Annotated in this window: 10 protein-coding genes and 1 riboswitch; of the genes, 9 read left to right on the top strand and 1 reads right to left on the bottom strand. The window is 70.1% G+C overall.

All coding sequences use genetic code 11. The features are described 5' to 3' along the window. Window positions 1-74: 74 nt before the first annotated feature. From GXP76_RS01175 to GXP76_RS01150, 6 genes are all read left to right on the top strand, one after another. Window positions 75-1,082, top strand: coding sequence for a LacI family DNA-binding transcriptional regulator (locus GXP76_RS01175; RefSeq protein ID WP_147878146.1), 1,008 nt, complete (start codon window positions 75-77; stop codon window positions 1,080-1,082). 258 nt (window positions 1,083-1,340) lie between these two features. Next, window positions 1,341-2,762 carry an ABC transporter substrate-binding protein gene (locus tag GXP76_RS01170; RefSeq protein WP_242569485.1) on the top strand — a complete coding sequence of 474 codons (1,422 nt, stop codon included), beginning with the start codon at window positions 1,341-1,343 and terminating at the stop codon, window positions 2,760-2,762. Window positions 2,763-2,900: 138 nt separating this feature from the next. Further along, window positions 2,901-3,860 carry a carbohydrate ABC transporter permease gene (locus GXP76_RS01165; RefSeq protein WP_242569484.1) on the top strand — a complete coding sequence of 320 codons (960 nt, stop codon included), beginning with the start codon at window positions 2,901-2,903 and terminating at the stop codon, window positions 3,858-3,860. Window positions 3,861-3,873: 13 nt separating this feature from the next. Then, on the top strand, window positions 3,874-4,803 hold the full coding sequence (locus tag GXP76_RS01160; RefSeq protein ID WP_242569483.1) for a carbohydrate ABC transporter permease: 930 nt from the start codon (window positions 3,874-3,876) through the stop codon (window positions 4,801-4,803). 120 nt (window positions 4,804-4,923) lie between these two features. Next, window positions 4,924-6,555, top strand: a complete 1,632-nt coding sequence (locus GXP76_RS01155) for a glycoside hydrolase family 13 protein (protein ID WP_242569482.1) — start codon at window positions 4,924-4,926, stop codon at window positions 6,553-6,555. A gap of 145 nt (window positions 6,556-6,700) precedes the next feature. Continuing rightward, complete coding sequence (locus GXP76_RS01150) at window positions 6,701-7,813, top strand: GTP-binding protein (RefSeq protein ID WP_242569481.1); 1,113 nt, start codon at window positions 6,701-6,703, stop codon at window positions 7,811-7,813. A gap of 13 nt (window positions 7,814-7,826) precedes the next feature. Here GXP76_RS01150 and GXP76_RS01145 read toward each other — a convergent pair whose 3' ends face one another. Beyond that, window positions 7,827-10,277 (bottom strand): DNA topoisomerase (ATP-hydrolyzing) subunit A, encoded by a 2,451-nt coding sequence (locus tag GXP76_RS01145; protein WP_242569480.1) that lies wholly within the window; start codon window positions 10,275-10,277, stop codon window positions 7,827-7,829. Window positions 10,278-10,569: 292 nt separating this feature from the next. Between GXP76_RS01145 and GXP76_RS01140 the strand changes: the two genes are divergently transcribed. The 3 genes from GXP76_RS01140 to GXP76_RS01130 all read left to right on the top strand — a co-directional run bounded on the left by GXP76_RS01140 (window position 10,570) and on the right by GXP76_RS01130 (window position 14,514). Further along, window positions 10,570-11,934: a pitrilysin family protein gene (locus GXP76_RS01140; RefSeq protein WP_242569479.1), complete on the top strand. Its 1,365-nt coding sequence runs from the start codon at window positions 10,570-10,572 to the stop codon at window positions 11,932-11,934. A gap of 17 nt (window positions 11,935-11,951) precedes the next feature. Beyond that, a complete protein-coding gene (locus GXP76_RS01135) occupies window positions 11,952-13,319 on the top strand; it encodes a pitrilysin family protein (RefSeq protein ID WP_242569513.1) in 1,368 nt (455 codons plus the stop codon). Between the two features lie 218 nt (window positions 13,320-13,537). Then, window positions 13,538-13,704, top strand: a riboswitch (cyclic di-AMP (ydaO/yuaA leader). 12 nt (window positions 13,705-13,716) lie between these two features. Then, complete coding sequence (locus GXP76_RS01130) at window positions 13,717-14,514, top strand: M23 family metallopeptidase (protein ID WP_242569478.1); 798 nt, start codon at window positions 13,717-13,719, stop codon at window positions 14,512-14,514. Window positions 14,515-14,525 lie beyond the last annotated feature (11 nt).

The raw sequence follows: 14,525 nt of genomic DNA, 5'->3' as shown, positions 1-14,525 counted from the left end.
GCGGCACCACGGCTGTGCAGGCTCTTTACGCTCGGAAGCAAGTAGCTTGCATTGCTTGCGCTAGTCTTGCGTGTATGACGCGACGACTTGCTCAGGTGGCGAAGAAGGTTGGGGTCAGCGAGGCCACGGTCAGCCGGGTGCTCAACGGCAAGCCGGGAGTCTCCCAGGCCACGCGGCAGTCCGTGCTGACCGCACTGGACGTGCTCGGGTACGAGCGGCCGACACAGCTGCGCGGCGAGCGCGCCAGGCTCGTCGGCCTCGTCCTGCCCGAACTCCAGAACCCGATCTTCCCCGCCTTCGCCGAGGTGATCGGCGGCGCGCTGGCGCAGCAGGGGCTGACCCCCGTCCTGTGCACCCAGACCAAGGGCGGCGTCTCGGAGGCGGACTACGTCGAACTGCTGCTCCAGCAGCAGGTGTCCGGAGTCGTGTTCGCCGGCGGCCTCTTCGCCCAGGCCGACGCGCCCCACGAGCACTACCGGCAGCTCCACGAGCGCCGGATCCCGGTCGTGCTCATCAACGCGCCCATAGAGAACCTGGACTTCCCCACCATCTCCTGCGACGACGCCGTCGCCGTCGAGCAGGCGTGGCGGCATCTGGCGTCCCTCGGCCACGAGCGCATCGGCCTCGTCCTCGGCCCGGCCGACCACGTACCGTCGCGGCGCAAGCTCGCCGCCGCCCTGGCGATCGTGAAGGCCGCGGGGGAGTCGCTGCCCGACGAGTACATCGAGCGGTCGATGTTCTCCCTGGAAGGCGGCCAGGCCGCCGCCGCGCGGCTGCTGGACCGCGGGGTCACCGGCATCATCTGCGCGAGTGACCCGCTGGCGCTCGGCGCCGTACGGGCGGCCCGCCGGCGCGGGCTGGACGTCCCCGGCGAGGTCTCCGTCGTCGGGTACGACGACTCCGCCTTCATGAACTGCACCGAGCCGCCGCTGACCACCGTCCGCCAGCCGATCGAGGCCATGGGCCGGGCCGCGGTGGAGCTGCTGTGCGCGCAGATCCAGGGTGGCGCCGTGCCGCCGGGCGAGCTGCTGTTCGAGCCGGAGCTGGTCGTACGAGGCTCCACGGCGCAGTCGCCCCGGTAGGGGAGCCCCCCGCTCCCGCAAGTCTCTTTCAGGGCCCCTTCGGGGGCCCTGTGGCGCTCCCGGGGGTCCTGTCTGACAAATCCCGCCCTGTCCAACTCCGGCCCCCGGTGCGGGTCATGGCCGATGCGGAAGGCTGTCAAACTTTTACGAAAACGGCGCGAGATATTGCGGTCTCCTGTCGACGGTGGTTGAGTGTGCCGCGCCCCGGCAGAGTTTCAGCCGTGGGCCTTCCACGCTCATGCCCGAAGGGGACCATCGATGAGAAGTGCTGGGTTCCGCCGTATTCGCCGTACCGACCGCACCGCCGCGGCCGCCATTGTCACCGTGCTCGCCCTGACTCTCGCCGCCTGCGGCACGAGCAGCAGCAGTAGCGACGACGACGGCGACTCCGGCGGCGGGTCGTCAGACCCGTCAGCGCCGTTGGACCCGAAGGCCAAGGTGACACTCTCGATCGACTGCATGCCGCCGGCCGCGAAGGCCGCGGAGCTGAAGGAGTGGAACGAGGACGTCAAGGAATTCAACAAGACGTACCCGAACGTCAAGATCAACGGGAAGTCCACGCCGGGCCAGTGTCTGGAGCCGCCGCGCTTCACCGCGATGCTCAAGGCGAAGTCCCAGCCCGACGTGTACTACACCTACTTCACCGACCTCCAGCAGGTGCTGGACAACGACGGGGCCGAGGACATCTCGGCGTACGTCAACGACAAGTCCGTGCCGGCGCTGAAGGACATCGACCCGGGCGTCCTGGACGTGCTGAAGCAGGACGGCAAGCTCTACGGCCTGCCGACCAGCAACTACACCATGGGTCTGCTGATCAACCGGAAGCTCTTCGAGGAGGCGGGGCTGGACCCCAACTCGCCTCCCACCACCTGGGAAGAGGTCCGTACCGCCTCGGACAAGATCGCCGGCCTCGGCGGCGGCGTCTCCGGCTTCGGCGAGTACAGCGCGGGCAACAACGGCGGCTGGCACTTCACCGCGTCGATCTACGGCCTCGGCGGCGAGGTCGTCGACTCCACGGGCAAGAAGGCCGCGTTCAACACCGACCTGGGCAAGCAGGTCCTGGAGAACCTTCGCACCATGCGGTGGGAGGACGACAGCATGGGCAAGACCCAGCTGCTCAAGTGGGGCGACCTGCAGAAGCAGATAGCCACCGACAAGCTGGGCATGTTCCTCGCCGCGCCTGACGACATCACGTACATGGTCCAGCAACTCGGCGCCACCTACGAGAACTTCGGCATGGGCCCGATCCCCGGCGCCGAGGCGACCCTCTTCGGCGGCAACAACTACATGATCAAGAAGGGCAGTTCGCCCGACAAGATCAAGGCCGCCATCGCCTGGCAGAACTTCAAGTTCCTGACTCCCGGCAAGGGCCAGTTCGAGTGGGACCGCACCAAGGCCGACAAGCTCCCCGTCGGACTGCCGCAGCCGAACTTCTGGCTCGGTGACTCCAAGGCCAAGGACGACGCGCTGCGCAGCGAGCACGCCACCATGCCCGTCGAGAACTTCAAGCCCTTCATGGACAACCCGGTCAAGGGCAAGGCCGAGCCGCCGAAGGCGCAGGAGATCTACAAGATCCTCGACGTCGCGATGTCCGGCGTGCTGACCAACAAGGACGCGGACGTCGACAAGCTCCTGTCGACCGCCGAGAAGCAGGTCAACCAAGTCCTGGCGACTCAGTAGACGGACGGGCGGGACCGGGTCACGCGGACCCGGTCCCCGCCACGGGCCGGCCCCCGGCCGGGGACCGGATCGCCCCGTGACCGGAGTCCCGTCCGTCCGTGAGCCAACGAGTCTGCGCACCGGCACCGAGGAGAGACCATGTCGGCCCCCACCCTGTCCAAGAGCAAGGCGAGCCCGCCGAGCCACGGACGCCCCGGCTCCCACCGGACGGACTTCGCCCGCGAGGAGTTCGTACGGTCCGTGCGCCGCAACCTCTCGGCGCACGGGTTCCTGATCGGAGCCGTACTCTGCTTCTCGTTCTTCTCCTGGTATCCGATGGTCAGGGAATTCATCCTGGCCTTCCAGAAGAACGAGAACGGGAAGACCACCTGGGCCGGCTGGTCCAACCTCACGTACATCTTCAACGACCCGGCCTTCTGGCAGGCGTGGCGCAACACCCTGCTCTTCACGGGCCTCGCGCTGCTGCTGGGATTCGTCGTCCCGTTCCTCGTCGCCGTCGTCCTCAACGAGTTCCGGCACGGCCAGGGATATCTGCGACTGCTCGTCTATCTCCCGGTGATGCTCCCGCCGGTCGCCTCCGTACTGCTCTTCAAGTACTTCTACGACCCCGGATACGGCCTGTTCAACCGCATCCTGGAGACCTTCGGCCTCCCCGCCCAGCAGTGGCTCCAGGACACCGACACGGCCATGCTCTCCGTCGTCATCGCGGCGACCTGGATGAGCATGGGCGGCGCCACCCTCATCTATCTCGCCGCGCTCCAGTCGATCCCCGGCGAGCTGTACGAGGCGGCCGAACTGGACGGCGCGGGAATCCTCCGCAAGATCTGGCACGTCACCATCCCGCAGACCAAGCTCATCCTCTCGCTGATGCTGCTCATGCAGATCATCGCGACGATGCAGGTGTTCACCGAACCGTTCCTGCTCACCAACGGGGCGGGACCGGAGGGGTCGACGACCACGGTCGTCTACCTCATCTACCAGTACGCGTTCAACTTCAACAACTACGGCAGTGCCGCGGCGCTCGGACTCGTCCTGCTCGTACTCCTCGCGGGCTTCTCCGCGGTGTACGTGCGGCTCAGCCGCGGCAACGAGGACTAGGGGGCCGGAAGGCATGACAGCGAACACGCTCGTACCCCGGCGCAAGCGGGCCGGCACCGTCGAGGCGGCCCGCCCGCGGACCCTGATCTCCCCCGCCCAACTGGGCAGATCCCGTGGCAGGGCGGTCTACTGGATCGTCTTCGCCCTGGTGGTCCTCGTCTTCACCCTGGTCTTCCTCGGACCGCTCTACTGGATGGTCACCGGCGGCCTCAAGACCACCCAGGAAGTCGTGCAGAGCCCGCCGACGGCCTTCCCCACCTCCGTGCACCCGGAGAACTACGAGCAGGCGTGGAAGGTGATGGACCTGGCCAAGCTCCTCTTCAACACCCTGTACTACGCGTTCGGGGCGCTCGCCTTCCAGCTCGTCTTCGACGTGGCCGCCGCCTACTCCCTCTCCAAGCTGCGGCCGATCTTCGGCAAGGCCATCCTCGGCCTGATGCTGATGACGCTCATGATCCCGGCGACCGTCCTCGTCGTACCCCAGTACCTGACGGTGCTCGACGTACCGATCGTCGAACGCAACCTGCTCAACTCGCCCTGGGCGATCTGGCTGCCGTCCGTCACCAACGCCTTCAACATCTTCCTGCTCAAGAGATTCTTCGACTCGATACCGAGGGAACTGCTGGACGCCGCGGCCATCGACGGGGCCTCGGCGATGCGCACCCTGAGATCCGTGGTGCTGCCGATCTCCCGGCCCATCCTCGGAGTCGTCTCGATCTTCGCGGTCGTGGGGGTCTGGAAGGACTTCCTCTGGCCGATGCTCACCCTGCCCGATCCGGGCAAGCAGACCCTCAACGTGGGCATCTACTCGCTCGCGAGCGGAGTACCGGAGAACGTCCTGATCGCCGCGCTCACCATCGCGTCCGTCCCGACGCTGCTCATCTTCCTGCTCTTCCAGCGCAACATCATGAGCGGTCTGACCGCGGGCGGCCTCAAGGGCTGATCGTCCTCTCCGCTCCGTCCGACCCACTCCCCACCAGCGCTCCGCCGCCCGCCCTCCCATCCAGCGCCCCGTTGTCCGGGGGCCGGCGGCGGAGTCCCACCTGCCCGAAAGGACCGTCACGTGGCAGCCATCCAGCCGGCCGAGGCCACCGTCGAATGGTGGCGCGACGCCGCCATCTACCAGGTCTATGTACGCAGCTTCGCCGACGGCGACGGTGACGGCACCGGAGATCTCGCCGGCGTGCGGTCCAGGCTGCCGTACCTCGTGGAACTGGGCGTGGACGCACTCTGGTTCACCCCCTGGTACCTCTCACCGCTCGCCGACGGCGGCTACGACGTGGCCGACTACCGGACCATCGACCCGGCCTTCGGCACCCTCGCCGAGGCGGAGAAGCTGATCGCCGAGGCCCGCGAGCTGGGCATCCGCACGATCGTCGACATCGTGCCCAACCATGTCTCCGACCAGCACGTCTGGTTCAGATCCGCCCTGGCGGCCGGACCCGGCAGCCCCGAGCGCGAGCTCTTCCACTTCCGCCGGGGGCGCGGGGAGAGCGGTGAACTCCCCCCGAACAACTGGGTGTCCGAGTTCGGGGGCGTCCCCTGGACCCGGCTGGACGACGGCGACTGGTATCTGCACCTGTTCGCCACCGGACAGCCCGACCTCAACTGGGCCCACCCGGCGGTCCGCCGCGAGCACGAGGACGTGCTGCGCTTCTGGTTCGACCGGGGCGTGGCCGGCGTACGGATCGACTCGGCCGTCCTGCCCGCCAAGGACCCCGCCCTGCCCGACTTCACACCGGGCACCGACCCCCACCCCTTCGTGGACCGCGACGAACTCCACGACATCTACCGCTCGTGGCGCGCCATCGCCGACGAGTACGACGGCATCTTCGTCGGCGAGGTCTGGCTCCCCGACGCCGAGCGCTTCGCCCGCTACCTGCGCCCCGACGAACTGCACACCGCCTTCAACCTCGGCTTCATGTCGTGCCCGTGGGACGCCGGCCGGCTGCGGACCTCCATCGACGACACGCTCGCCGAGCACGCGCCGGTCGGCGCCCCCGCCACCTGGGTGCTCTCCAACCACGACGTCACCCGCACCGTGACCCGCTACGGGCGCGAGGACACCGGCTTCGACTTCGCGGCCAAGGCGTTCGGCACCCCGACCGATCCGGAACTGGGTACGAGACGGGCGCGCGCCGCCGCACTGCTCTCGCTGGCACTGCCCGGCGCCGTCTACGTCTACCAGGGCGAGGAGCTGGGCCTGCCCGAGGCGGACATCCCGCGCGACCGCATCGAGGACCCGATGCACTTCCGGTCCGGCGGTACGGATCCCGGCCGCGACGGCTGCCGCGTACCGCTGCCCTGGCGGGCGGACGCGCCGTACGCGGGCTTCGGGGGAGACGCCGAACCGTGGCTCCCGCAGCCGGAGTCCTGGGCGAAGTACGCCGCGGACCTCCAGTCGGACGACCCGCACTCGATGCTCAGCCTCTACCGGCAGGCGCTGCGGCTGCGCCGCACGGAGCCGGGATTCGCCGCCGGGGCGCCGGGCGACCGCGCCGGGGCGGCGCTGACCTGGCTGCCCTCCGGCCCCGGTGTGCTGTCCTTCACCCGTACCGACGGCCTGGTCTGCGTCGTCAATCTCGACGGGCCCCCCACGCGGTTGCCCGCCCACAGAGCCGTTCTGCTCACCAGCGGCCCCCTGGACGAGGAGGGAAGGCTGCCGCAGGACACCGCGGTCTGGCTCCGGAGCTGACCCCGCGCTTGTCCTCAATCGCCGGACGGGCTCAAAAAGCCCGTCCGGCGATTGAGGACGCCGGCTCCGGTGAGCCGTTCTCCTATCCTGGAGCGGGCAGGCGTACGGCTCTGCCCCACCTCCTACGGAAGGGCAGGGCGCGGTCTTGAATCCGAGCACCGCCGGCAGGCAGATTCCGGTGGTCGTCCTCGCGGGCTTCCTCGGCTCGGGCAAGACGACCCTGCTCAACCACCTCCTGCGCCGCCGCGCCGGCAACCGCGTCGCCGTGATCGTCAACGACTTCGGTGCCGTCGAGATCGACGCCATGACCGTCGCGGGCCAGGTCGGCTCCACGGTCTCGCTCGGCAACGGCTGCCTCTGCTGCGCCGTCGACGCGAGCGAACTGGACGGCTATCTGGACCGGCTGACGCGCCCCGCCTCGCGGATCGACCTCATCGTCATCGAGGCGAGCGGTCTCGCCGAGCCGCAGGAACTCGTCCGGATGATCCTCGCGGGCGACAATCCGCGCACCGTGTACGGAGGGCTCGTCGAGGTCGTGGACGCGGCCGAGTTCGACGCCACCCGCGCGCGGCACCCCGAGACCGACCGCCATCTCGCCATCGCCGACCTGGTCGTCCTGAACAAGACCGACCGCGTGACACCGGCCGAACACGAGCGCGTCCTCGGCGTGATCGCCGGGCTGGGGCCGGACGCGGCGGTGGTCTCCGCCACGTACGGGAGGATCGACCCCGGCCTGCTCTTCGACCCCGCCACCCGCCCGGACGAGGACGAGAAGGTCCGCCAGCTCTCCTTCGAGGACCTGCGCGCCGAGGAGGACACAGCGGCGGACGGGGGACAGGACGAGGGCCCCGGGCACCCGCACCATCCGCACACCGGCTACGAGAGCCTGTCCTTCGACGAACCCGCGGCCATGGACCCGCGCCGGCTCATGGCCTTCCTCGACTCGCGGCCGGAAGGGCTCTACCGCGCCAAGGGCTTCGTGGACTTCGGCGCGGCCGACCCGGACAACCGGTACGACGTACACGCCGTCGGGCGCTTCCTGCGCTTCTACCCGGAGCCCTGGCCACGGGGCACCGAACGCCGTACGCGGCTCGTCCTCATCGGTTCCGGGATCGACCGCGACGCCCTGGAGAAGGAGTTGCGGATCTGCGCCGTCAGCGGTGCCGACCAGGGCGTCACCGACGAGGCCGCCATGTGGGGCGTCCTGCGCTACGTACGGTCCGGGTCGGCGGCCGAAGAGGCCGCCGACCCGGTCTGAACGGACCTCCGCGTCAGCTCGCCGGACCCGCCACGACGGCCACGACCGACGGCGGCGGCGTCCCCGAACCGTCCCTGCGCGGATCGGGCTCCGGCAGCCTGGCCGGTGTGCCGTTCTTCTGCGCGGCCCGCGCCGGGGCCGCGCCCGCCCAGGCGAAGATCAGCAGGTCCTCGCCCTTGAGGAAGCGCTGGCAGCGCACCCCGCCGGTGGCCCGCCCCTTGCGCGGATACTGGTCGAACGGCGTGAGCTTCGCCGTCGTCTCCGAATCGTCCAGCGTGCCGTGCGAGCCCGCGACCGTGTAGACCACCCCGTCGCCCGCCGGGTCGACCGCCGTGAACGAGATCACCGAGGCGCCCTCGGCCAGCTTGACACCGGCCATGCCCCCCGCGGGCCGGCCCTGCGGCCGTACCTGCGACGCCTGGTAGCGCAGCAGTTGGGCGTCGGAGGTGATGAAGACCAGATCCTCCTCGCCCGTACGCAGCTCTGCCGCGCCCACCACCCGGTCACCCTCCTTGAGACTGATGACCTCCAACTCGTCCTTGTTGGACGGATAGTCGGGCACGACCCGCTTGACGACACCCTGGAGCGTGCCCAGCGCCAGGCCGGGCGAGGACTCGTCCAGCGTCGTCAGACAGACCAGGTCCTCGTCGGGCTCCAGCGTCAGGAACTCCGCGAGCGGCGCCCCGCCCGACAGGTTCGGCGCCGAGGCCGTGTCGGGCAGCTGCGGCAGGTCGATGACGGAGATCCGCAGCAGCCGACCGGTCGAGGTGACGGCCCCGACCTCGCCGCGCGCCGTCGCCGGCACGGCCGAGACGATCACGTCGTGCTTCACCCGCTTGCCGTCGCCGCTGCCCAGCGGTCCGCCGTTGGCCGTACGCGCCAGCAGTCCGGTGGAGGACATCAGCACCCGGCACGGGTCGTCGGCCACCTCCAGCGGCACCGCGGCGACCGGCGAACTGCCGGACTCCAGCAGCACGGTGCGCCGGTCGGTGCCGAACTTCTTCGCCACCGTGGCCAGTTCGGCGGAGACGAGCTTGCGCAGCTCGCTGTCCGACTCCAGGATGCCGGTCAGCTCGTCGATCTCGCCGTTGAGCCGGTCGCGCTCGCTCTCCAGCTCGATCCGGTCGAACCGGGTGAGCCGGCGCAGCGGCGTGTCCAGGATGTACTGCGTCTGGATGTCGCTCAGCGAGAAGCGCTCGATCAGCCGCTCCTTGGCCTGCGCCGAGTTGTCGCTCGACCGGATGAGGCGGATGACCTCGTCGATGTCGAGCAGCGCGACGAGCAGACCCTCCACCAGATGCAGCCGGTCGCGCCGCTTGGTCCTGCGGAACTCGCTGCGCCTGCGCACCACCGTGAACCGGTGGTCGAGATAGACCTCCAGCAGCTCCTTCAGCCCCAGCGTCAGCGGCTGGCCGTCCACCAGCGCCACGTTGTTGATACCGAAGGTCTCCTCCATCGGCGTCAACTTGTAGAGCTGTTCGAGGACCGCCTCGGGGATGAAACCGTTCTTGATCTCGATGACCAGACGCAGCCCGTGCGCCCGGTCGGTGAGGTCCTTGACGTCGGCGATGCCCATGAGCTTCTTCGCCGAGACCAGGTCCTTGATCTTGGCGATCACCTTCTCCGGGCCGACGGTGAAGGGCAGTTCGGTGACGACGAGGCCCTTGCGGCGCGCGGTGACGTCCTCCACCGTGACCGTGGCGCGGATCTTGAACGTCCCGCGCCCGTTCTCGTACGCGTCCTTGATCCCCTGGAGGCCCACGATCCGGCCACCGGTGGGCAGGTCGGGCCCCGGCACGTACCGCATCAGCGTTTCCAGGTCGGCGCCCGGGTGCTTGATCAGATGCCGCGCGGCGGCGATGACCTCGCCGAGGTTGTGCGGCGCCATGTTCGTCGCCATGCCGACGGCGATTCCGGAGGCCCCGTTGACCAGCAGATTCGGGTACGCGGCGGGCAGCGTGACCGGTTCCTGCTCCTGGCCGTCGTAATTCGACTGGAAATCGACGGTGTCCTCGTCGATCGACTCCGTCATCAGTGACGTGGCGTCGGCCATCCGGCACTCGGTGTACCGCATGGCGGCCGGCGGGTCGTCGTTGCCGAGGGAGCCGAAGTTGCCGTGCCCGTCGACGAGCGGCAGCCGCATCGAGAACGGCTGTGCCATCCGGACGAGGGCGTCGTAGATCGACGCGTCCCCGTGCGGGTGCAATTTACCCATCACCTCACCGACGACACGGGCGCACTTCACATAGCCGCGGTCGGGGCGCAGGCCCATCTCGTTCATCTGGTAGACGATGCGGCGGTGCACCGGCTTCATGCCGTCGCGGGCGTCGGGCAGGGCACGGGAGTAGATCACCGAGTACGCGTACTCAAGGAAGGAGCCCTGCATTTCATCGACCACGTCGATGTCGAGGATCTTCTCCTCGAAGTCCTCCGGCGGCGGGGTCTTCGTGCTGCGGCGGGCCATCGCTGCTGCGGCTCCTTCACAGGTCTGTGCGGGTCTGGGCGGACAACTTCGGGAACTCTGGGCGGACAACTCGAGGAACTGACGCGGACCATTGTGGCCCGCCGGACTGACAACGCCGACCTCGACCCGTCGTTGAGCCGCCCGGGGCGCCCGTTTCCGGTGGCACGCCGCCGCGCCGCGGCCGGGCCGGTGGCGAGTCCACGCCCCTACGCGCGACGCGGAAACTTCGCCACGCGTCGGCGCGCTTGCATACAGTGGCAGGACTTCTTATATCGCGATCGAAGGGACGTACATGCCCATGGGTCACACGGCCACAGCGCAGGCCGGTTCCGGCGGCCTCACAGCGACCGAGCACCGGCTCGCCAACGGACTGCGTGTGGTGCTCTCCGAGGACCACCTGACCCCGGTCGCCGCGGTCTGCCTCTGGTACGACGTCGGCTCGCGCCACGAGGTCAAGGGCCGTACGGGCCTCGCCCACCTCTTCGAGCACCTGATGTTCCAGGGGTCCGCGCAGGTCAAGGGCAACGGTCACTTCGAACTGGTGCAGGGCGCCGGCGGCTCGCTCAACGGCACCACCAGCTTCGAGCGCACCAACTACTTCGAGACCATGCCCACCCACCAGCTGGAGCTCGCCCTCTGGCTGGAGGCCGACCGCATGGGCTCGCTGCTGTCCTCCCTCGACGACGAAGGGATGGAGAACCAGCGCGACGTCGTGAAGAACGAACGCCGCCAGCGTTACGACAACGTGCCCTACGGCACCGCCTTCGAGCGCCTGACCGCCCTCTCCTACCCCGAGGGCCACCCTTACCACCACACCCCGATCGGCTCGATGGCCGACCTGGACGCGGCGACCCTCGACGACGCGCGGCAGTTCTTCCGTACGTACTACGCGCCGAACAACGCGGTCCTCTCGGTCGTCGGCGACATCGACCCCGAGCAGACCCTCGCCTGGGTCGAGAAGTACTTCGGCTCGATCCCCGGACACGACGGCAAGCAGCCGCCGCGCGACGGCTCCCTGCCCGACATCATCGGCGAGCAGCTGCGCGAGGAGATCCACGAGGAGGTCCCGGCGCGCGCGCTGATGGCCGCCTACCGGCTGCCGCAGGACGGCACCCGCGAGTCCGACGCCGCCGACCTGGCGCTCACCGTCCTCGGCGGCGGCGAGTCCTCCCGGCTGCACAACCGCCTGGTGCGCCGCGACCGCACGGCCGTCGCCGCCGGATTCGGACTGCTGCGGCTGGCGGGCGCGCCCTCGCTCGGCTGGCTGGACGTGAAGACGTCCGGCGGCGTCGAGGTCCCGCAGATCGAGGCCGCCGTCGACGAGGAGCTGGCCCGGTTCGCGGCCGAGGGCCCCACGGCCGAGGAAATGGAGCGCGCCCAGGCCCAGTTGGAGCGCGAATGGCTCGACCGGCTCGGCACGGTCGCGGGCCGCGCGGACGAACTGTGCAGGTACGCGGTGCTGTTCGGCGACCCGCAGCTGGCGCTGACCGCCGTCCAGCGGGTGCTGGACGTCACCGCCGAAGAGGTGCGCGCCGTCGCCGAGGCGCGGCTGCGCCCCGACAACAGGGCGGTGCTCGTCTACGAGCCCACCTCCCCTGAAGACGACGCCGACGACGCGGCCGCCGACACCGACGAGCACGAGGGGGCGGACCAGTGACCGACGCTGCCGTGACCATGGAGTTCCACCCGCAGCCGACCGCCGGGGAGGCCAGGCCCTGGGCGTTCCCCGCGCCCGAGCGCGGCGCCCTGCCCAACGGCCTCACGGTGCTGCGCTGCCACCGCCCCGGCCAGCAGGTGGTGGCCGTCGAGATCTCCCTCGCCGCCCCGCTGGAGGCCGAGCCCGAGGGCCTGGACGGCATCGCCACGATCATGGCCCGCGCGCTGTCCGAGGGCACCGACAAGCACACGGCCGAGGAGTTCGCCGCCGAGCTGGAGCGCTGCGGCGCCACGCTCGACGCGCACGCCGACCACCCCGGCGTACGGGTCTCCCTGGAGGTCCCGGTCTCCCGGCTGCCCAAGGCCCTCGGTCTGCTCGCCGACGCCCTGCGCGCCCCGCTGTTCTCCGAGAGCGAGGTCGGCCGGCTCGTCACGAACCGGCTGGACGAGATCCCGCACGAGCAGGCCAACCCGGCCCGCCGCGCCGCCAAGCAGCTCTCCAAGGAGCTGTTCCCGGAGACCTCGCGCATGTCGCGCCCGCGCCAGGGCACCGAGGAGACCGTGGGGCGCATCGACGCGAAGAGTGTCCGCGCCTTCTACGACGCGCACGTCCGCCCCGCCACCGCCACCGCGGTGATCGTCGGTGACCTCACCGGCGTCGACGTCGACGCGCTGCTCGCCGGGACCCTGGGCGACTGGACGGGCGACACCTCCGAGCCGCGCCCCGTGCCGCCGGTGAGCGCCGACGACACCGGCCGTGTGGTGATCGTGGACCGGCCGGGAGCCGTCCAGACCCAGCTGCTGATCGGCAGGGTCGGCCCCGACCGGCACGACCGCGTCTGGCCGGCCCAGGTGCTCGGCACGTACTGCCTGGGCGGCACGCTCACCTCCCGGCTCGACCGGGTGCTGCGCGAGGAGAAGGGCTACACCTACGGCGTGCGGGCCTTCGCGCAGGTGCTGCGCTCGGACCCGAACGGCACGGGCGCCTCCATGCTCGCCATCAGCGGCTCCGTGGACACCGAGTCGACCGGCCCCGCGCTGGACGATCTGTGGAAGGTGCTGCGCACGCTCGCCGCCGAGGGGCTGACGGACGCCGAGCGCGAGACGGCCGTGCAGAACCTGGTCGGTGTCGCGCCGCTGAAGTACGAGACGGCCGCCTCCGTCGCCGACACGCTCGCCGACCAGGTCGAGCAGCACCTCCCGGACGACTTCCAGGCGCGGCTCTACGCGCGCCTGGCCGAGACCGGCACGGTCGAGGCGACGGCCGCCGTCGTCAGCGCCTTCCCGGGCGACCGGCTCGTCACGGTGCTCGTCGGGGACGCCTCGGTGATCCGCGAGCCGGTCGAGGCCCTGGGCATCGGCGAGGTGAAGGTCGTCACCGGCTGAGGCCGGCCGGCTGACGGACCACGCGGCTCGATACGTACAAAAGGAACCCCGGTGACGAACCCGTCGCCGGGGTTTCCTGCTATGTCCGCATTCATAAGGAGGTTGCCTGAATGCCCTGTGGCGTGCGCTACAAAAGGGCCTGTCTGTTTGGTGATTGAAAGATGACCCCTTTAGCGTCGGTCCGGCTGTCCGCCAGAGCCCGCCGCATCCGCGGCACCGGACAGCCATCGCCGAGTCCCCGTCAGGCGCGAGCCTGGGGAGCCGGGGACCCATTCACGTCCCTGGGGTGAATCGGGGGCCTTCGCGTGATCCGCGGAGGGGCCCGTAGGAGACCTTCCTGCTCCGAACCCGTCAGCTAACCCGGTAGGCGAGAAGGAAGGAAAGGACCAGCCACTTCATGGCGTTCACCCGTGCCACCGGGAAGCACCGTGCCCCGGGCCGCATGACGCGCCGCGGCGCGAACATCGCCGGAGTCGCCACACTCACCGCGGCCGGTGTCATCGGCACCCTCGCCTCCCCGGCGCTCGCCGCCGAGGCGGAGGCGACCCTCGCCAAGGAGGCCGCCCCGGCCGCCCCGGCCCGCGCCATCGTCATCGACGACTCCCTCGCCGCCACGATCGACGCCCAGGCCGACGCGCAGCGCCTGGCCGCCCACAAGGCCGCGAAGGCAAAGGCCGCGGCCCGCGCCGAGGCGGAGGCGAAGCGCAAGGCGGAGGCCCGCGCCAAGGAGGCCCGCGAGGAGAAGGAACGCGCGGCACGCGCCGCCGAGCGCGAGCGCCTCAATGCCTACCGGCTCCCCGTCGCCGGCTCCTCGGCCACCACCGGCTACCGGACCGGAGGCGCGCTGTGGTCCTCCGGCAGCCACAGCGGCGTCGACTTCCGCGCCGCGTCGGGCACGTCGGTCGTGGCCGTCGGCGCGGGCACCGTCGTCGAGGCCGGCTGGGGCGGCGCGTACGGCAACAACGTCGTCATCCGTATGAACGACGGCACCTACACCCAGTACGGACACCTCTCCTCGATCGGCGTCAACGTCGGCCAGAGCGTCTCCCCGGGCACGTCGATCGGCCTCTCGGGCTCGACCGGCAACTCCACGGGACCGCACCTGCACTTCGAGGCGCGGACGAGCGCGGAGTACGGCACGGACATCGACCCGCTCGCGTATCTGCGCGCGCACGGCGTCGCCGTGCGTACGTGAGGGGCGTGAGG

The organism is Streptomyces sp. NP-1717 (genome assembly GCF_022695985.1).
Lineage (GTDB): Bacteria > Actinomycetota > Actinomycetes > Streptomycetales > Streptomycetaceae > Streptomyces.
This window is presented reverse-complemented; position numbering and strand designations above follow the sequence as displayed.